11 protein-coding genes and 2 rRNA genes are annotated in these 22,160 nt (G+C 25.1%); all 13 read right to left on the bottom strand.

The window, feature by feature from the left end; genetic code table 11:
• Positions 1-60: 60 nt before the first annotated feature.
• A complete protein-coding gene (gene pepT, locus CHF27_RS08555; RefSeq protein ID WP_115976076.1) occupies positions 61-1,284 on the bottom strand; it encodes a peptidase T in 1,224 nt (407 codons plus the stop codon).
• Positions 1,285-1,310: 26 nt separating this feature from the next.
• Positions 1,311-2,363 (bottom strand): sporulation integral membrane protein YtvI, encoded by a 1,053-nt coding sequence (gene ytvI, locus CHF27_RS08560; protein WP_095405145.1) that lies wholly within the window; start codon positions 2,361-2,363, stop codon positions 1,311-1,313.
• Between the two features lie 50 nt (positions 2,364-2,413).
• Positions 2,414-3,667, bottom strand: coding sequence for an HlyC/CorC family transporter (locus tag CHF27_RS08565; RefSeq protein WP_095405144.1), 1,254 nt, complete (start codon positions 3,665-3,667; stop codon positions 2,414-2,416).
• A 657-nt stretch (positions 3,668-4,324) separates the two neighbouring features.
• Positions 4,325-7,852 carry an AAA family ATPase gene (locus tag CHF27_RS08570; RefSeq protein ID WP_095405143.1) on the bottom strand — a complete coding sequence of 1,176 codons (3,528 nt, stop codon included), beginning with the start codon at positions 7,850-7,852 and terminating at the stop codon, positions 4,325-4,327.
• Positions 7,839-9,053: an exonuclease SbcCD subunit D gene (locus CHF27_RS08575; RefSeq protein ID WP_095405142.1), complete on the bottom strand. Its 1,215-nt coding sequence runs from the start codon at positions 9,051-9,053 to the stop codon at positions 7,839-7,841. The genes CHF27_RS08570 and CHF27_RS08575 overlap by 14 nt, the downstream gene beginning before the upstream one ends.
• Before the next feature lie 32 nt (positions 9,054-9,085).
• Positions 9,086-12,832 (bottom strand): helicase-exonuclease AddAB subunit AddA, encoded by a 3,747-nt coding sequence (addA, locus tag CHF27_RS08580; RefSeq protein ID WP_095405141.1) that lies wholly within the window; start codon positions 12,830-12,832, stop codon positions 9,086-9,088.
• Positions 12,832-16,290, bottom strand: a complete 3,459-nt coding sequence (addB, locus tag CHF27_RS08585) for a helicase-exonuclease AddAB subunit AddB (protein ID WP_095405140.1) — start codon at positions 16,288-16,290, stop codon at positions 12,832-12,834. The genes addA and addB overlap by 1 nt, the downstream gene beginning before the upstream one ends.
• Complete coding sequence (locus CHF27_RS08590) at positions 16,280-17,047, bottom strand: PD-(D/E)XK nuclease family protein (RefSeq protein ID WP_095405139.1); 768 nt, start codon at positions 17,045-17,047, stop codon at positions 16,280-16,282. The genes addB and CHF27_RS08590 overlap by 11 nt, the downstream gene beginning before the upstream one ends.
• Complete coding sequence (locus tag CHF27_RS08595) at positions 17,048-19,258, bottom strand: ATP-dependent helicase (protein ID WP_095405138.1); 2,211 nt, start codon at positions 19,256-19,258, stop codon at positions 17,048-17,050.
• Positions 19,251-21,146, bottom strand: a complete 1,896-nt coding sequence (locus CHF27_RS08600; protein ID WP_095405137.1) for a hypothetical protein — start codon at positions 21,144-21,146, stop codon at positions 19,251-19,253. The genes CHF27_RS08595 and CHF27_RS08600 overlap by 8 nt, the downstream gene beginning before the upstream one ends.
• A gap of 127 nt (positions 21,147-21,273) precedes the next feature.
• Positions 21,274-21,720: a hypothetical protein gene (locus CHF27_RS08605; protein WP_095405136.1), complete on the bottom strand. Its 447-nt coding sequence runs from the start codon at positions 21,718-21,720 to the stop codon at positions 21,274-21,276.
• 87 nt (positions 21,721-21,807) lie between these two features.
• Positions 21,808-21,924 (bottom strand): 5S ribosomal RNA (rrf, locus tag CHF27_RS08610).
• A gap of 84 nt (positions 21,925-22,008) precedes the next feature.
• Positions 22,009-22,160: ribosomal RNA gene (locus CHF27_RS08615) — 23S ribosomal RNA — on the bottom strand; the annotation flags it as partial.

The following is a 22,160-nucleotide window of genomic DNA, read 5'->3' on the forward strand; positions in this document are numbered from 1 at the left end:
AAAATAAAAGACTTGTCTTTAAAAAATTATTTTTAGACAAGCCTTTTTTGTTATAGTTTTTTATTTTTTTGAATAATTTTCAGCTATTTTAACTATTAACTGAACACATTTTTCCATTGAATTAGTTGATATACACTCATTTTTACTATGGAAGTTTAATCCACCTGTGAATATATTTGGACATGGTAGACCTTCAAATGATAACCTAGCTCCATCTGTACCTCCTCTTATTGGTATTATAAGAGGCTCTATTCCAACTTCCTCCATAGCTTCTTTTGCTATGTCTACTATAAATTTAACTGGCTCAACTTTTTCTTTCATGTTATAATAAGAGTCATTTAATTCTAATGTAATTCTTCCATTATATTCTTCATTTAATTTTTCTACCACTTGTCTCATATACACTTTTCTTTGTTCAAATTTATCTCTATCGTGATCTCTTATTATATATTCCATAGAAGCTTCTTCTACATTTCCATTTATCTCGTCTAAATGATAAAATCCTTCATATTGTTCTGTAGTTTCTGGTCTTTCACTCTTTGGAAATTGTTCTGATATTTCGCATGCTACATGTAAAGCATTTATCATTTTATTTTTAGCGGAACCTGGGTGAACATTTCTACCTTGTATTTTTATAGTAGCTCCTGCAGCATTAAAATTTTCGTATTGAAGCTCTCCTAATATACCACCATCTATAGTATATGCATATTTTGCTCCAAATTTTTCAACGTCAAATAAGTCTGCACCTCTTCCAATTTCCTCATCTGGAGTAAATCCTACTTTTATATCTCCATGTTTAATTTCTGGATGATTTACTAAAAATTCAATTGCAGTTATTATTTCAGCAACACCTGCTTTATCATCTGCTCCTAGCAATGTTGTACCATCCGTTACTATTAAATCTTGACCTATAAATTTAGCAAGCTCTGGATAATCTTTTACATATGTAGTTATATTTAAATCTTTATTTAAAATTATATCTTTTCCATCATAATTTTCTATTATTTTAGGATTAACATCTTTTCCTGTAATATCTGGAGCTGTATCTAGATGCGATATAAATCCTATAGTATCTATTCCTTGAGTATTTCCTTTTAATGTAGCCATTACATAACTATTTTCATCAACATGAGCATCTACCAAACCTAATAATTTTAATTCTTCTACTAAATGATTAGCAAAAACTCTCTGTCCTTTTGATGATGGACAATTTTCATTCTTAGGATCTGCTGTTGTGTCAAATGTTACATATTTTAAAAATCTTTCTACTACTTTGTTTCTCATTTTAACCCCTTCTTTCTTATGTTGTATTAAAGTATCTCTACTTTTTTTAGTATATCATGCATTATAACTAAGCCTAAACAAAATATAATGCCTACTATCCCCTTAACTTGCACCCCAATAAATATTGCTGCTACAGTTGCTAAAGGACTTAAGCCTATATTAGCTGAAACTAACTTTGGCTCAAGTACCTGTCTTAACAAAGATAATGTTATAAATACAATACTTATTGATACTGCTATAAAATAATTTTCTACTATAAAATAGTATATTGTTACTGGAACGAATATCACCATAATGCCTAAAAATGGAATTAAGTCTAATAAAGCTCCTATAAATCCTAATAAAAGTCCATATGGTACTCCAAAAAAGCTAAAACTTCCCCATATAGTAATAAATGTTATCCCCATAAGTATAGTATAGGCTTTTATATATCCTAATACAGAAAAAATAATTTCTTTTTTTATATTTTTTACTTTTCGCTTCGCACTTTCTGTAAACATATTATAAAATTTATATTCAAATATATCTATATCTTTAGCGATAAAATATGTAGATATAAATAAAGTTATAATAAATATTACAATATACGGTATAGAAGTAGCTAAGCTTATTATGCTAGCTAATAATCCTTTAGCCAACTCTATTATTTCTCTACTATATTTAGTAATCATTTTTTCTACATCAAAATTTGATACATCTTCAAAATATTCAATATAAACAGTTGCTTGATTTAATAGATTTGTTAAAATTTCATTTAAATTGTTAGAATTACTTGTTATATTATTTAAAAAATACATTAAATGCTTAGTCCCTGACATAATCAACAAAGTGGTAAACGTTATCACAATAGCCACACCAAAAAAACTTAAAACTAATGTAGATACCCCTTTATCTATGCGAAATTTATTTTTAAGTTTTTGCGATATAGGATTTATAATAAATGCGATAATTCCTCCCACTAAAAATGGAGCTATATATGGAAATGTCTCGTATGTTAAGATGAAAAATATACTATATATAATTATAAAAATAATATTACATTTAAATTTATATAAAAATTTTCTATCTAATATAGACATATCTTTATCCTTTCTTATATAAATAAAACACTGCAATTGCAGTGTTTTATTTATGTAAAAATTCTAATTTTTTTTATTCTATTTTTATCTATGCTTTCTATACATAGTCTTATATTTTCTACTTCTACTACTTCATTTTCTTCAGGTAATCTCTTTAAATATCCGATTATAAATCCACCAATTGAATCAAACTCATCTGATTCTAGTCTAATTCCTATAAGTTCATTTACATCACTAATTTTAGTTCCACCCTCAACTACATATTCATCTTCTTTTATTACTTGTATTTCTTCATCATCTTCATCATATTCATCATCTATATCCCCTACTATTACTTCTACTAAATCTTCTATAGTTATAAGTCCTGCTGTTCCACCATATTCGTCTACAACTATAGCCATTTGACTTTTAGCAATTTTCATTTCTTCAAGTAGTTGTGTTATTTTTTTAAATTCATATGTGAAAAATGGTTCTCTTAAATAATTATTAATATTAAAATGTTCTATTTCTTCATCTAATAAAAATATTACATCCTTTATATTAAGTATACCTATTATATCATCTATAGAATCATTGTATACAGGTAGCCTACTTAACTTTTCATTTTTAAACATTTCTATGATTTCATCATAACTATCCTCTGAATTTATAGCTACCATATCTAATCGTTGAACCATAGCTTCTTTAGCTTGCATATCTCCAAATTGGAATACATTATTTATAATTTGTCTTTCTTCAACTTCAAGTACCCCTTCTTCATGACTAACTTTTACCATAGTTTTTAATTCTTCTTCTGTTATATATGGTTGATTGCCTTTATTTTCTATACCAAGTAATTTAAATATCACTCCTGTAATAATATTAAATATCCAAACTACTGGTTTTAAGATTATTACTATCAACTTAATTGGCTTAGATACAAAAAGAGCAATTTTCTCTGAATTATTAGCAGCTATAGTTTTAGGAGTAATTTCTCCAAATATTAATACTAATATTGTCATAACAGCTGTTGCTATTGGTACTGCTTCAGGACCCTTAAATATTGACATAAACAATGAAGTTGATATAGAAGTAGCTGCTATATTAACAACGTTATTTCCAACTAATATGGAACCTAAAAGACTATTAGGATCTTCGATTAAAGAACTAACTAATTTAGCCCCTTTTACACCTTCTTCTTGCATATACCTTATCCTAATTTTACTTAATGACATTAGCGATGTCTCTGATGCTGAGAAAAAACCAGACGCTACTAATAATATCGCTAAAATTATAATTTGAATCAAATTGCTGGTCGAATCCAACCCTTACCACACTCCTAGTTTTCGTTTTAATGTTAGTATTAATTATATCACAACTACATATTTTGGGAAATAGTACAGTTCATTTTCAAATTTATCTCACATATATTATTCCCTATTAATCATAATAAATATTTATAAATTATAAGCTATATTTATGCTATATATTTACTTATATGTAGTATTGGTTATAATTATTATTTTAATTTATATTTTTTTTATATTCATATACTAAATATAATGTCAGTGATAAGATTTGACAAATATCTTCAAAAAAATATTTTTTTTAGTTTTTTTCACTAAATTGTGTCACTTTTTACAGTTATTTCATATGTTATATTAAGAGAAGTAATAAAGCTTCTCTTGATATAAAAAATTTAATAAAATAATATGAATATCAAAACTCCTGTTAATATTCTAAATTTGAGCGGATTTTAAATAATAAAAGATTTCTTTCCCCCCTAAATCTTTAAGCCATCTATTCTTTCCCCCCTTGGATAGATGGCTTTTTTATTTTTATATGTATAAAAAATAAAAAGAAGGTTAATACTTATATATGAGAGCGGAAAATATATATCTCTCCCCCTAATAAGTATATATAAAGGCATCTACAAATTCCCCCTTGTAGATGCCACTTTTTTGTAAAAATAGAATATAATTTTAACTATATTCTATTTTTACTCTTGAACCACTTCCCGCCTCACTAGGCATAACTAACAACTTTACCGGAACTCTATTCTTTAATTCTTCTACATGACTTATTATCCCGACACTGAGTTTATCACTATGTAATCTTTCTAAAGATTCCATCACAATCTCTAATAACTCACTATCTAATGAACCAAAACCTTCATCTAAGAAGAAAAATTCTAATGGTGCACTTCCCTTTAACTGTATCTGAGATGATAGCGCCAGCGCTAATGATAATGAAGTTAAGAAAGTTTCTCCTCCTGAAAGTGTGTCTACACTTCTTCTTTGGCCTCCATTAAAATTATCTCTCATAACAAAATTTAAGGTTGAATCAATTTCTAATGCATATCTACCTTTAGTTATATTTTCTAATCTTTTAGATGCTTCTAATGCTATATATTTAAGTTGATTAGTTGCCACATATTCTACAAATCTATTTCCTTGAATGATTTTATCTAAGTCTTCTAAAAGATCTACTTTGTGCTCAACAATTTTATGTTGTTTATTTAATTCTTTTAACTTATCTAAAGATTCTTTTACTGTGTTTAATGAGTTTTGCTTAGCTCCTATATTTTTAGAAATTTCACCAACCTCTACTTTTAAGTTATAAATATTATTTTTTAAATCATCAAAATCTTCTTTTTTAACTCTTTTATCACCTAGAATTTCTTTTAATTCTTTAATTTTAAATGTTATTAATCTTTGCTCTTCTTCGTACTCAGATATTACTTCTCCTAATTCTTTCATTTGCTCTGATTCTAATAATGCTCTCTTAACAGCGTAAATATTTTCAAATTTATTTTCTTCTAATAATTGATTTAAAGTTTGTTGTTGAATTTTATATTGTTCTTTAGCAGTTTTTATTATTCCTTCTACATTATTTTTTTCTGCTAAATACTTATCATACTCTTCTCTTTGTAATTCTAAGTTCTTCTTAGTTTCTTCTTCCAACTTAGAAATTTTTAATATCTCATTTTCTAAATTAGATAAAAGTAATCTCGGTGATTCTCCTTTTGTAAGAGCTATTATTTGATTATATTTTTCATCTCTAGATTTTCTTTTTTCTACATATAACTCTCTAGTTTTAATCAACTCAATTTCTATTTGATGTAATTTATTTTGATAATTTTTTAATTCTAAATCAGTATCATCTCTTAACTTAATAAGCTTTGAATATTCATGATCTAGTTCTTCTATCGTCTTTTCATTTTTATTAATTTCTTCTACTTTTTCTGATAAATTTGAAATCTTTATATTTGTTTTTAATCCTAGGTATTCATTTTTTATTCTTTTATACTTAGATTCTAAATTTTCAACATCTTCCTTAAGTTCTCTAATCGTACTTTTATAACTATTTATAGTTTCTAAAATTTTTACTTCTTCTTTTTCAACTGAATTTTTTTCTTCTTTTACTTTCGAAATTTTTTCCTCTGTAATTTTTTTATCTTCTTCCCAACTTTGTACATTGCTTTTCAAAATTTCTAGCATTCTCTGATCTTCATCTAATCTATTTGTTAGTTGTATAGAATTTAACTCACCTATTTTACTTTTTAATTCCTCTAATTCTTTCAACTTTATTTTTTCAATAGATACATACTGACTATTTTTTATATTTAGTTCTTCCAATTTATGAATTATTTCTAATTCTTCCTTTTGTTTTTTTTCTAATTTATCCCTATTAAATTGTATTTTTTCATCTTGATTTGTTATATCAATATTTTCATGATGCCTTGACCCACATACTGGACATGGCATATTTTCTTTTAGTTCATTTCTTAACTCTGATGCTAAGTTTAGATATCTTAATTTATCTATTTCTTTATCTAAATCTAATATATCTTTTTTAATATTCACTAGCTTTTCATTAGTTGTATCTATTTCTCTTTCAATATTATATTTTTTTTCTATTATTTCGTTTAATTCGTCTTGAAGTTTGTCCTTTTTAACTTCATCAATTTTTAAAGTTTCTACTTTTGATTTAAGTTCAACTATATATTCACTTTTAACTAATATATCTTGACTTTTGCCTGGGCATTTTTCAATTAATAAATCTAAATGATTTTGAGCATCACTTAGCATATTTTCTATGTCACTCTTACTTTTTTCTATATACTTACTCTTTAGATTTAATTCATCAAATGATTTAGATAATATTTTAAGTCTTTCTTCCTTTTGTTTTTTTTCTTCATCTACTTTGATATATTCTTTTTCATATTCATATGCTAAAAATATTTTTTGTTTTAAATCTGCACTAATTTTAAGCTTATCTAAGTTAAATTCTATTTCTTTTACAGATTTTAATAAAATATCTTTTTTCGATTCAAAATCTTTTTTTATAATCTCAGATTTTTCCTTTTCTATATTTAATTCAGTACCTTTTTCCTTCATTTCTTTTAATTCTTCATCTATCGATATTAACTCTTCTTCTGTTTCTAAAGCACTTTGAAGTTTTGTTTTTTCTTCACTTAATTTTGGAAGTTTATCATTTTTTATTTTGTAAGATTCTTCATATTTATTTTTTGTTATTAAAAGTTCTTGATTTAATATGTTTAAATTTTTTTCTAGTCTATCTATTTTAGTATTATCTTCTATTAGCTTTTTTTCTAAATTTTGAACTCCTGATATATATGGATTTACTTTATCTGCATTAATTGCACTTTCTAATTGAATCGTTTTATTTTTTATATCATTATTTTTTAGATCTAATTCTTTTTTTCTAATTTCATATTTCTCTAGCTTTAGCTGTTCTTCATAAATTTCTTTACTTTCTTCATATAGCTTTTGAGCTGAATCTAAACTTTTATTTTTTTCTTTTTCATCAACTTTAAATTTTTCTAAATCCTTCATAGTCTCACTATATAATTCTTCATCTATTCCTTCATACTGACTTAGCTTAGTATTTAAATCTCTAAGATTTTGAAGTTGTACATTTTTTCTTTTTCTTACTTTATCTATAAGCCCTCTACCATACTTTTCAAGATTAAAAATTCTCTCAAGCATATCTCTTCTTTCAGAGCCTGTTAATTTCAAAAAATCATTAAACTTTCCTTGAGGTAGTACTACTGATCTTGTAAAATCATTTGCAGTTAATCCTACAACTTGAGCTACCTTATCATTTACTTCTCCTACTTTATCTGCTAAAACCGTTTCTTTTAAATCATTATGTATTTCTATTAATCTAGCATGAGACGTTTTTGTTCCTGTTTTACTTCTAACTATAGTCCTATCTACCTTATATTTTCTCTTTGAATTTTGACTACCTATTTCAAATTCATAAGTAATAATGGCTTTTTCGCATGAACTATTTATATACTCTTTTGTATTTCTAGCTATATTTCCATACATTGCTATAGTTATAGCATCAAGAATCGTAGATTTTCCACTTCCTGTATTTCCAAAAATACCAAACAAACCTCTCTCTGTTAGTTTATCAAAATCAATTATCTGCTTATCTGTATAACTATTTAATCCACTTAACTCTAATCTAATTGGTTTCATCTTGAGTATCACCTTCTTCACTTATTATATCTAAGAATAAGTCCATAAGCTCTCCTTTAGGCTCTAATCCTCTACTAAATGTATAAAATTCTTTAAATAACTCTACCATCGATTTTTCTTTTATATCCACATTCTGATGCTCATATTCTGATGATATTATAGGTCTTATTTCAATAATATCTTTTAATAATTCTTTCATTTTTTTTATATCTGATTGAGATATAACTTCATCTGTATTTATTTCAAAATATGACCATATATCCCTATTTTTATTTTCTTCACAAATTTTTATTGCTTCTTCAATTCCTATACATTTAAAAACTTCTATAGGTTTGTAATTTTTAAAGTATATAGGATTTATAGTAGGATTTTCTTTAGCACTAATATCTACTATATACGCACCTTTTGTGTATGCTCTTTCATCCTTACTATATTGTAGTGGTGATCCTGAATAATATGCATTTAAACGTTGAGATACTTTTTGTGGCTTATGTAAATGACCTAATGCTATATATTGTGCTTTACTTGGCAAATCCTTCTTGTCTACTAATAGACTTCCTCCCAATTGTATTGGTCTTTCTGAATCAGTACTTTCTCCTCCAACAACAAATAGATGAGATACACAAATTTTTATATCATCTTCACTAAAATTTTCTTCTAAACTTCTAAATATATTTCCTATTTTCTCTGAGTAAGTTTTTTGTCTTTCCTCATCATTATCTGAGCTTCCTATTACCTCATTCAATCTTCTTTCACTTGGATATGGTAATGTTATTAATGTTACTTTTTCACCTTTTATATTTATTTTTGTGCATCCTTCTTTTGATTCTATTATTTCAAAGTTTTTGTATTTAGCTTCTTGGGTAAAACTTAGAGGATATCCTAAAATTATTATTCCCTGTTCATGAGCTAATGGTGTAACAGCTGCTAATCTTTCAGGATTATCATGGTTCCCTGATATGATTAATACACATCTATTTCCATTATCCGCTAGCTTAGAAACTGTTTTATAAAATAACTTTTCTGCTTGAGCTGGAGGATTTGATGTATCATATATATCTCCAGAAATTATTACCATATCTATATTATTTTCATTAACTATCTCTATAAATTCTTCACAAAATTTTTCTTGTTCTTCAAGTCTTGAATGTCCTTCCAAACTTTTTCCTAAATGCCAATCCGATGTATGGATAAATCTCATCTTTATCCTCCTTTAAAATTTAATTATTTATTCTAACATAACACAGCTTCATCTATTGCAAATAAATATAAATATTTTTCTTTTACTTCTTTTCCCGTAAGTTTTGATACTACATCAGAATAAATATCTAATTGCTTTTTGTATTTATCTAATATTTCATTTTTATTTTCTTCATTTATAAAGTCAGTTTTATAATCAACTATTACTATTTTACCATCTTCTTCAAAATATACATCTATTATTCCCCTAAGCATAACACTTTCTTCATCATATGTATTATTAGTATCTTGAATAATTAAATCTTCATATATATATATATCTTTTAACTTTATTTGAGCATATACTGATTGCTCTCTCTTTAAAAAATCTGCGTTTAACATTCTTTTCCCTAAATCAGATTTGAAGAATTTATATATTTTATATGGATTCACAACGCTAGATTGATTTTGAGTAATTATTCCCTTTGATACAAAGCTTATAATTTGAGATTTAATGTCCTCTATAGTATATATTTTACTGAAATCTAAAATTTGCATAGCTAAATGAACAATTGTACCTCTTTCAGCACCACTTATTTTTTCATTTTCTTCATTTTCTTTTATAAACATTGGTTTCTTTAAATTAATTTTTTTATTAAATATATCTTCAGCAAAATCTTCTTCATAACTATTTTGTATTTTTTTTATTTCTGTAACAGATATACTTGAAGGCTTAGTTGTACTTAACTTAAATGGATATTTATAATCTAATTTTTCTTTTATTAAACTGTAATATTCACTCTCAGGATTATACATATCAACTTGTTCTAATATAGATTCTATACTTTGATCTTCTTCATCTTCTTTTTTCTCTATAACAACATCTTCTTTATACCAAAGTTTCGCACTCCATTTTGATTGATGATCATCAATTGTATCAATATTTAATTCCATATAGTCTCTAATATTTTCTAAATCTCTATGCTTTAATACTGATGGCATTATCCAATCTAAGAAACTTTTTCCATTTAATATTTGATATTGTGATACCTTATCTTTGTCTTCTATACCTAATACCCATTTTTTCATACTTGTTTCTAAGTCTTTACTTGAACCTGTTATTATCAATTTCTCCTTAGGTCTTGTAAATGCAACATATAATACTCTCATTTCTTCAGATAAATTTTCTATATTTATCTTACTTTTTAACGCCTCTTTAACTATACTTGGGTAAGATATTCTTCTTTCAAAATCTACAAGTTGTGGTCCATATCCTAATTTATGATGATATAATATACTTTTCTTAAAATCTTGAGTGTTAAAGTTTTTTCCCATTCCAGAACAAATAACTATTGGGAATTCTAAGCCCTTACTTTTATGTATACTCATAATTTTCACTACGTTTGCATTTTCACCTAATGTTTTAGCACTCCCCATATCTGTACTAGATTTTTTTAACTTGTTTATAAAGTTTATAAAATTAAAAATCCCTTTAAAACTAGTCTCTTCAAATTGTTTAGCTCTTTCAAATAATATTTTCAAGTTAGCCTGTCTTTGACTTCCTCCTGGTAATGCTCCAACATAAGCATAATACCCTGTACTTGTATATAAATACCATAAAAATTCATCTGTACTCATATATAAAGATTTTTCTTTGTAGTCTTTTAATTTTTTTAAAATTTCTTTACATTTAATACTATGACTTAATTCATCATTTAAAGATAATTTTATTGATTCATAAAAACTAAATTCTTCTCTGCCTATTCTTATATCAATTAATTCTTCTGGCTCAAATCCAAATATAGGCGACTTTAACACTGCTAAAAGTGGTATGTCTTGTAATGGATTATCTATAACTTGAAGTAGTGACAATATTGTCTTAATCTCTATTGTATTAAAATATCCTACGCCTATATCTGCATATGTTGGTATATCCATATTCATAAGTTCATCTGCAAATACAGGTGCCCATGCAGATGTCGCTCTAAGTAAAATTACTATATCCTTATATTCTACTGGTCTGTATTTATCTAATTTTTTATCATAAACCTTATGGATTTTTCCATCCTCATTTTGATTAATTAAATCTTTGATAATTTTTCCTACCATCCTAGCTTCAAGTTGGATATTATCTATCTCTTCTTCTTCAACTTCAGATTCATTGTTGTCTTTATCTGATTTACTATTTTTTTGAATTATATGTATTTCTGTAGGTCCTCCCACAATACTGCTTTCGTCTTCACTTTCTATAAATGATGCACCTAAATTAAGTCTCTCTTTTTCTGTATAATCTATTTCTCCTATATTTTTACTCATTATATTTTCAAATATATAATTTGCACAATCAACTACTTCTTTTCTACTTCTGAAGTTTTTATAAAGCATTATTTTTCTTTCTTTACTTCCCTTTTTTTCATCATAATCACTATACTTTTGTAAAAATATTTCTGGTTTAGCTTGTCTAAATCTATAAATACTTTGTTTAACATCTCCAACCATAAATCTATTAGGATTTTCAATTTTAGAAATAGTACTTAATAGTACTTCTTGTACTAAATTACTATCCTGATATTCATCTATAAATATTTCATAAAATTTATCTCTATAAGTAAAAGCTACATCAGATGGAATAATCTTTTTATCTTCATCTACACTTGTAAGTATCTTTAAAGCAAAATGTTCTATATCATTAAAGTCAATTATTCCTTTTTCTCTTTTTTTATCATCATAAGCCTTCTCAAATCTTAATACAACTTGAGAAATTGACTTAACTATAGGATACAAGTACTTAATTTCCTCATTTATACTATCATTTTCTTTATAGAATGTTGCATTTATTATACTCTCTAAAGATTTTTTTACTTTATCTCTTATACTTTTAGACTTTTCCTTTGATTCTTTTATATACAATGGAGCATCTTTAGGAATTCTTTTTACACCTTTTGAGTAATTTTCAAATTCCATTGATACCATCTGTCTATAAACATCATCCCATGAATTTTCACAAGCCTTAACTATTCTATTTATCTTATCATGCTCTATTTTTAATTTTTCTTTAAATGTATCTAACTCTTCTATTGCCTCTACTTCAGCTATTGCTTTTAACATGCTTACTTCTATTCCATTTACTTCTATTTTTACAGTTTCTAGTATTGCTTCAGACCAAATAGAATTAGAAAATTTAAAGTCTTCGTCTATATTAAATAATTCTGATGATTCATCTAGCCACTTTTTTGGATAAGGAGATGCCATAGCAAATGAATATATATTAAGTATTATATTTTGAAGTTCATTATCTCCTCTTTTTTCTGCATAACTTTCAACTAAATTCAAGAAACTTTGATTTTTCTCTACATAAAGTTCTTCAAATACTTCTTCTATTGCTTCTGCTTTTAATAATGAACACTCAGTTTGATCCCCAATTCTAAAATTAGGATCTAAGTTTATTTTATGAAAATTTGATTTTATTACCTCTAAACAAAATGAATGTATTGTTGTAATACTGGCTCTATTTAATAATACAAGTTGATTTTGTAAATGTTTATTCTCTGGATTTTTGTCTAATGCTTTACCTATAGCATCGCCTATTCTCTCTCTCATCTCTGATGCTGCTGCATTTGTAAATGTAACTACCAGTAATTTATCTATATCTATAGGATTATCACTATCTGTTATCATCTGTATAATACGTTCAACTAATACTGCTGTTTTTCCCGATCCAGCAGCTGCGGCTACAAGTAAATTACAATCTCTACTATCTATAACCGCCTGTTGTTCTATTGTCCATTTAGGAGAACTCATTACTCAACATCTCCCTTCATAAGTTTTATTATTTGTTCATTGCTTTTGCTATTTAAAATTTTATATTTATTATCTTTTAATGTTGTATCAAATTGACATATTGATGAATAACTACAATAATCACACGAAGTTACATTTTTATTTTTAAAAGGTTCAATATTTATATTTCCACTTACCATATCTTCACACAAATCTTTTATTGTACTTTTAACATATTTTCTAATAACTTCAAATTCATCATATGATACACCAGATGTATTTTTTCCAATTCCACCGTCTTTAGTTAAGTTAGCTGGTATTATCAGTGAACTGCTTCTTTCTCCATTTGCTAAAGAATTATCCATTTCTTTTATTATATGTGCATCTTTTATTATTAAACCTTTCATTCTAAGGTCTTTTAATATAGCCTCTCTTACTATTTCGTCATCCTGATCTTCATCAAACTTAACTATTGGATCATCTATTCTACAATATAATATAGCTGCTGGATTAAGATTACCAGTTTGATTATTTGCCGTTTCTAAAATAGCATCTAAATAAACCATTAGCTGTAATTGTAAACCATAATAAATATCACTCAAACTTAGTGATTTATTTCCAGATTTATAATCTACTATTCTTATATATTTATCATTTCCTTCTTCAAATTCATCTACTCTGTCTATTTGACCAATTAGATTTATTTCTTGTCCATTATCTAACACTATCTTTATAGGTGGATATTTTCCTTTTACACCAAATCCAACTTCATAATCTATTGGTTCAAATGACCCTTGCTTTATTTGTTCTGAAATTATACTTATCGCCGCTATTAACATATTTTTTAATCTATATGCTAAATACTTATATCTCTCAGAACTATTTAGTATATATCCTGGTATTTTTGATACTATTTCATCTACTATTATAGATACATTTGTTCTTATATATTTCTCGTCTATATCTCTCCATTGTAAATTATCTTTACTTAATGATTTTGAAAATGTATCTAATATATTATGTATAAATGTTCCCAAATCTGGAGCTGTAAATGAATATTCTTTTCTTTCTTTAGCTTTTAATCCATACTGTATGAAATATGCAAATGGGCATTGTGCATATTTCTCCAATCTAGATACACTTAACAAATTATTTTGATATAATTTTTTTAACTGTTCTTCTTTTACTTTATCAACTTGATTAGTATAACTTAAACCTTTTATTACTTTTTTTACAATATGAGAATATTCTTCATCTCCTAAATAATATCTATAAATATCTAGCCATATGTTATTTATTTTTTTGCTCTCGTCAAACTTTTTAATTTCATTTATAAGTGCATTAAATGTAGGAGCTTTAACAGTAATTTTATTTAATATCTCATCATTTGTTTTTTTATTTTCATCTATCAAGTAACTTTTATTATCTATATTTGTGAATATTTTTTTTAATCTAGATATTATTACTGATGGTCTTAATGTCTTTCCCTCATGATCTGAAATTGGATAAGTAACTATTAAATTTTCTGTTGTAGATGTAATCGCTTTGTATACTAAAAACTGTTCTTCAAAAGTCTTTGTTTTACTATCTATATCAACTTCTACACCTTTTTCTTCTAATGTTTCTCTATCGTTATCACTCAAAATCCCTTTATCCTTTGATATAAGTGGAAATATTCCATCTGTAGTTCCTACAAGGTAAAGATATTTTGTATTTGGATTTTTCATTCTGTCTACACTACTTACAAGAACTTGATCAATACTAGGAGGTACTAACCCAAGTTCATATTCATCAAATCCTAAACTAATTAATTTTATAAATTTATCTAACGATATAGTTTCATCTCCCATAATTTCTACCATTTGGTCAAGGATATCTATTACAATATTCCAAACCTGAGAATATTGATTTGCTATATCTAATTCACCTCTATTTTTAAAACTTTCAATTAAAAATTCTATAGTATTTTCCATGTCTATATCTAAAAGAAATTCATATACATACTTACAAATATCACTTACTTTATTTTTTCCTTTTAGTTTATCTTGTAATATTTTTATAGGATGTAAAACTTTATCTTTAATTTCGTTAATCCTAACTTTTAATTGCTTCTCATATTCCGTTTCTTCTTCCCTAGAGTAATTATAATTTATAGGATAATTCCAACTTTCTTCAAACCACTTCTTACCTCTTATTCCATTTGCAAGTACATAATTTTCAAGCAAACTTACATCCTCATTATTTATACCTATCAGCCCACTTTTTAAATATCTAAACATAGTTTCATAACTATATCGTCTATTTTTCATTTCTAATGCAGATATAATAAGTACAACTATAGGATTAGTTTTTGCTTCCCTTTTTTTATCTATAAAGTTAGGTATATTATATTCATTAAATATAGAGTGTACTAAAAAATCATATCTGTTTAAATCTCTTGTTGCTATAGTGATGTCTTTATATCTTATATTTTTATCTCTTACTAAATGTACTATTTCTTTAGCTATTTCCTCTACTTCTGAATATAAATTATTAAATTCTTTAATTTTTATATTTCTAGTATGATCTTCGTACGTTTTATATGGATATGAATTATAATTTTTTTCTAGATGTTGCAATTCTTTATTGTTAATAAATCTTTTTATAGGTCCACTATTTAAATTTATTGATGGCAATAAATTTATACATTCTTCATTGCACATTTTAACAAGTTTCTCATAAGTAAATTTCGTTCTTGAAAACGCATCACTTTTAACATACCTAATAGAGTTAACATTATCTACTGTTAATGATATATTAACTTCTTTAGCTTTACTTAATAAACTCTTTATTACTCTATACTGATTTGGTGTAAACCCTGTAAATTCATCTATATATATATAACACCCATCAAAACAATCACATAGTTCTATTTTATCTGCTAAAGAGTTAAGTAAATCCTGAGAATCTATGTAATTCTCATGTAACATTTCTTCAAATTTATTATAAATTTTTCCTATATCTTTTAGCTTTAAACTTAGCGTCTCATTGCTTACATCTGCTGAAATATGCTCCAACATATCTCCTGTTATATTGTATTGCTTTAATTCTGATATCATTTCTGATATAGAACTTACAAATCCAGATTGAGATGCAGATTTTGAAAAAATACTTAAATTACTACTCACACTTTCAATTGCTTTATAAACAATCATGGCTTTACCACTAGAATTTATATTTACATCTGTTAATCCTCCAACATTAGAAAAAACAATACTGCTCATAGTCTTAAAACTTAATACTCTTGTCCTTAAAAATTTATCTTTTTGTTCTCCTAAAAATAATTTACTTATTCGTTTTTCCATCTCAAATGTATATTGTTCTGGAACTAACATTATAATCGGGGCTACTTCATCATTTTGAACTAATTTTTTTATTTCTTCTAAAAAATACGTAGATTTTCCGCTTCCTCCTCTACCTAAAACAAATTTAAGACCCATAAAACTCCTCCTCTAAAACGCTATAATCCACATCTTGTCCATTACATAATTTATTAAATTCACAAAATTTACAATGATTTTTATTTCTTATTAATTCAATATTTCCTTCACCATTTTCATAACTTGTTCTTTTTATATTATCTATATATGTATATATTTTAAGTTTATTTTCCTCATGTTTTTTATAATCATAATTTATAGTTATAGGTTTTTCATCAAATTCAGGTTGATAATAATTCATTTTTATGTTTTTGATATCTATATCTAAATTTAAAACTTTAGTTATTACTTCTTTTGCTAAAAACATATATACAATCGTTTGCATTCTATATTCTACATTTTTATAATTAATTTTTTTTGATTCTGTTTTCCAATCCCAAATTTCAATACTATTTTTTCCTATTACAACCAAATCATACTTAGCCTGTATATTGTTACCTTTAAAATTATATCTTACTTCATATTCTGGAAGATATGTTTTATCATTGTTTATAGGTATAATTTTTTTTATATTATCTAACCACTTTTTAAATTTGTCATCTATTTCATATCCTACTGGTATATTACTAAAATATCTTTCACATAATAAGTGAAATTCTGTTCCTAATTTTAAACTATCATAATAATCTCTACTTTCTATATCATCATATTTCCAATTTATATTATCAATATACTTATACTTAAACTTCAAAGGACATGACTTATATGTATTTATTGAATTTTGGCTATAACAAAAATATTTTAACCTTTTATTCATTTACAACTGCTCCCTTTTTTGTATAATATATCTATTTAATTCTTTTAAATAGATACTTGGTTTTTGTTCTCTATTTTTTTTACCTTTATCAACTTCTTCTTTATATGCACTTCCTGATAATATTAACATTTCTTTTGCTCTAGTTATACCAACATATAATAATCTAATTTTTTCATTTATTAAATCTATTTTAGTTTTATAAGTATAATCTTTTAATATTTCACCCTTAAAAACAGAATCTATTTCTGCCTTTATAATTGCTAAAGGATTTTTATACTTATCTATAAGATACCATTTATCACATTGAAATTTTTGTTTTACATTATCAGGAAAATTATATTCAACAAGACCTAATAAAAAAACACAGTCCCATTCCATACCTTTTGATTTATGATAATTACAAACTGTTATACTTCCAGGTTCTGGCTCATATCCATTCATTTCGTATACAACTTCTATTATATGATTAAATACTTTATTTTTTGTATTTAATAATATTTCATAAACATCCTTTAAGGTAATATTTATTTTTTCTGAGGTTGTATATTTTATATAAAACGCAACATAATCAACTATTGCCTTATCTTCTTTTTCTAAATTTAATTTTTCTCCAATAAATAAGATAAATATATCTAACCTCTCTAAAGGATACTCTAATATTTCTTTTAATGTATCTATTCCTTCTAAAAAACTTTTATATAAAGAACTATCCTTATCGATTATTAAAGATTCTTTATTTTTTATATCATATATAATATCTTCTGTTGAATAGCTTTTTAATAATTCAAAGAAATCTTTTTTTCCTAAATCATTTTCTGTTTTTATAAATACCTTGTCTAATACACTTATAAGTTTATTTATATCATCACAATTTAAAACAAAATCTATAATAAATGAAATATTATTTAAAATTTTTCTTTTATTTAACGCATTTGGTCCTAATTCTTCAAATTCTAGTTCATTATCACTTAAAATTTTAGCTACTTGTGTGATCTGATCATTATATGGCACTAGTATTCCTATACTCTTATCAGGATATTTTTTCTTTATTCCCTTCGTATACCTTACCGTTTCCTCTATCTCTTTTTTCCATGTATCATACCATTTAACATTTATATTATAAGTTTCAGGTTTAGGATTTTCTTTATACCCCATACCTGACTTAACTGTCTTTATATTCATAGCCTCTAGTGCATCTCTACATTCACATTGAGTAAATTCATTAGTCACGTAATCAACTAATTTATTTGCTAAATCTAAAATATCTTTTGAACTTCTATTTGACATATCCATTCTATAACAACAGTCTGCTTCTTTTATAAATTCTTTAAAATACTTTGGATCTGCTGATGAAAATGTACCTGTAATACTTTGATTTATATCTCCTACCCTAACTAAATTTTTACTTTCATTACATATAATTTTAATTATATTACCTTGTATTTCATTTGAATCTTGGCATTCATCTTCAAAAATATACATATATTTATTTTGCATCTTACTTCTTAATTCTTCATCTAAACTTAATGCTCTATATGCTAATATTAATATATCATCATAATCTAGTAATCCATTTTGCTTTAATTTTTTATCATACTGTCGGTATATAGGAAGTATTATATTTAACATACCTTTGTATCCACTAGATATTAAATTTTCTAATTTATCTGGCGTAATCTCCTTGTACTTTAAATCACTAATTGCATTTCCAACAAGATCATAAAATCCTTTTTCCCATAAATCTAACGTTATATCTCTCCACTTTTCTTCCTTTTGTTCTTTAAGAAAATATCTAAATGCTTTTTCTCCACCATTTAGTCTAAAGTTCATTATACACTCATTCAATATTATATTTTTTTGCAAATCATCGGCTATATTAAATTCTTCACTCAACATAACAACTTCAGGCTTTTCTTTAATTATTTTTACTGCTAAACTGTGTATTGTCATAACTTCATATAAATTTGTATCCAATATATCATTTTCTTCTAATAACTTCTTTATCCTACCTTTAAAATTATTTACTGCACTATTCATATATGTTAAAATCAATATTTTTTTATTATTATACTTTTTTTCTAATATTAATTTTGATACTAGGTTTGTTACTATAAAAGTTTTTCCTGCTCCTGGAACAGCTGGAACAGCCATTGTTCCATTTGTATAATTTATTATAGGTATCTGATCTTCTCTATAATTTATTTTACTCATAAGAATTATCTCCCTTATCCACAAGCTTTAATAATAAGCTATTTAAAATACTATCTTGAATATATCCATTTACACTATATTCACTCTTATATGCATAAATTTTTTGAGTATTTTGTAATAAATTATATATCATATTATATAAATAATATTTTTTATTACTTTCTTCTATTGAATCACTATACACTTTTTTCTCTTTAAATGATTTTTTTAATACTACTGCATTACTTATATCTTTTTCAATTTTCATATTCCATGCGTTACTTCCTATATCCACCCAAATGTGAATTGGTCTATACATATTTGATGATATATATGAATAAGGATTTGTTAAAATTATTCCATCACGTTCTTTAAATTCCTCGATTTCATTTGTTCCATAAAAATCATTTATAGTTGTTTTTAATGCCTCTATGAATATTTTTTCTTTTTCCTTTTTTTTATCTAATTCTAATAAATTTATGTTTTCTGTAAAAACTTCACTTTCCATTATTATATTCTTACATATTTTTACATTTAGTTTTCCCTCATTTAAATTCAACATTTTATCTATATAAAACTGCATTATAAATTCATTAATTCTTAAATTACTTTCTTTCTTTTCTTTTATATATTCCAATATATCTATAAAATTCGAATCTTTTTCTTTATTTTTAAACATCTTAAATGCTTGTATTTTATTCACATTAAATATAGTTTGTATAAAACTTATATAATCTTCTTCCCTTATTAATTCTAAATAGTCATAAAAAATGCATGTTGCTGTTACTATTGCATTCGCATATGTATAATCAATAAATTTTTTATCTTTTTTAGTATTATATACATTTATATCATAATCATTTAATATCATTTTTACCTGATAATCTAGAATTGTATTATTTACAGGAGTAATTATTGCTATATTTTTAGATTTTTCTCCATTATTAATTAAACTAATTATTTTTTTACACAATTCTCCTATCATTTCACTATATAATTGACTAGATTGATTTAAAATTATTTTTGATGTTTTTAAATATAGATCCTCTAAAGTAACATTTCTTATACTATGAGAGTTATCCTGAATTTTATTTACTATATTTTCTTCAATGTAATTCATATCAACATTATTAAATGATGAATAATTCCTGCTTGGATTAAAGTACATATACATATCCTTACAATAACCAGATATTAAATCTAAAAAATCCACTTCAGCAGGACTACAATTTTCCAAACTATCAACAATCACATATTTTAACTTTTTTTGTAAATTACTTAGATATATTTTATCTCTCATTAAATAATTGTTAAATAAATATACACTAATAGAATTATCTAGCATAGAATTAGATAATAATTTATTTATATAAAAATTTATAATTTCATTCATTTGAGTATATGAATATCTATCTAAATTTTCTCTATTCTTCTTTGATAAATATAATTTTTCTCCTATATCCTCAAATTCTATTAAATTAAATGCTGCTTTGTCTATGTTATTTTTAATGTTATTTGCAATATTTTTATTTGTTCCTGTAAGGTCTTGAAAATATCCCTCTATTTCTCTTTTTTCACTTACTAAATCAGTTATTATATACTCACTTAAGCTATTTGAAATAAATATTGGAGATATTATTTTTTTATTTATTTCTTTGCAATTATTTAATATAATAGGCCAATATTTAATTAATTCATTTTTTATAAATCCTATATATGTAGTAATATTTATTTCTTCACTAAAGTTTAAACTTATATTTCTCTGATATTTTAATTTTATAGCATTATTTGGAACTAACATTAGAACTTGACTAGATTTATTATTATTTAACTCTACTATCTCTATATACTTATTTATAACTTTATTAAATTTTTCAATATTATTATTTTCTCTAAATAAATATCTCACTAAATCACCTTTTCTTTTTGTTCTTTATTCTAAATTCCACAGTATACTATTTTTATTATAGCATATAAAAAATGTAGCCTAACGGCTACATTTTTTAATTTTAATTTATATAATATAATTATTTAAATTAAGTTAATAATTTATTCATTATTTTTTTAGTAATAGAACCAATTATAACCAAAAATATATTTAAAAATATTAATACAAAAGGATATACTATAGTGATTTCCTTTAAATAAATTTTTATTAACGACATAGTAGGCATAAAGTATGGTGTAATTATCCAAATAGCTGAATAAGAATTTTTTAATACAAAATATGAATATAATGCAAAAAAACCTAGAAATATACCTAGCCCACATCCCATTAACCCAACAATACAAGCCTCATAAAAATTAAGTTCATATTTATATCCTATATAGAAATTTATATAAAAATAAAAAATACAAAAAATAAATCCTATTGCAATTGTCATCTTACTCTCAGGAAGAATAGTAAAATATATAAATGACAGTAAACAAATCGTTAGTATATAAAAAAATAACTTTTCTCCGACGTCAAATATTTTTTGCATATACTCACCCCAAAACTCATTTACTTTATTATATATATAAATAAATTAAAACGTGAATATTATCTTTAATTCAAAAATAAAAAAATTACGTGGCTACGTCCTACTCTCCCAGGAGGTTGCCCTCCAAGTACCATCAGCGCTAAAGAGCTTAACTTCTGTGTTCGGAATGGGAACAGGTGTATCCTCTTTGCTATTATAACCACATAATCTTTATGCTTAACATTTCTATTAAGTTTTAGAGTTAATACTCTAAAAACTGTATACATTTAGGAATTATCATTTTAATTCTTGGTCAAGTCCTCGATCTATTAGTATCGTTAAGCTAAATACATTACTGCACTTACACCTTCGACCTATCAACCAGGTAGTCTTCCTGGGATCTTACCCTTACGGTGGGAAATCTTATCTTGAAGTAGGCTTCGCGCTTAGATGCTTTCAGC

Origin of the sequence: Romboutsia maritimum (genome assembly GCF_002251085.2) — a bacterium.
GTDB classification, from domain to species: Bacteria; Bacillota; Clostridia; order Peptostreptococcales; family Peptostreptococcaceae; genus Romboutsia_B; species Romboutsia_B maritimum.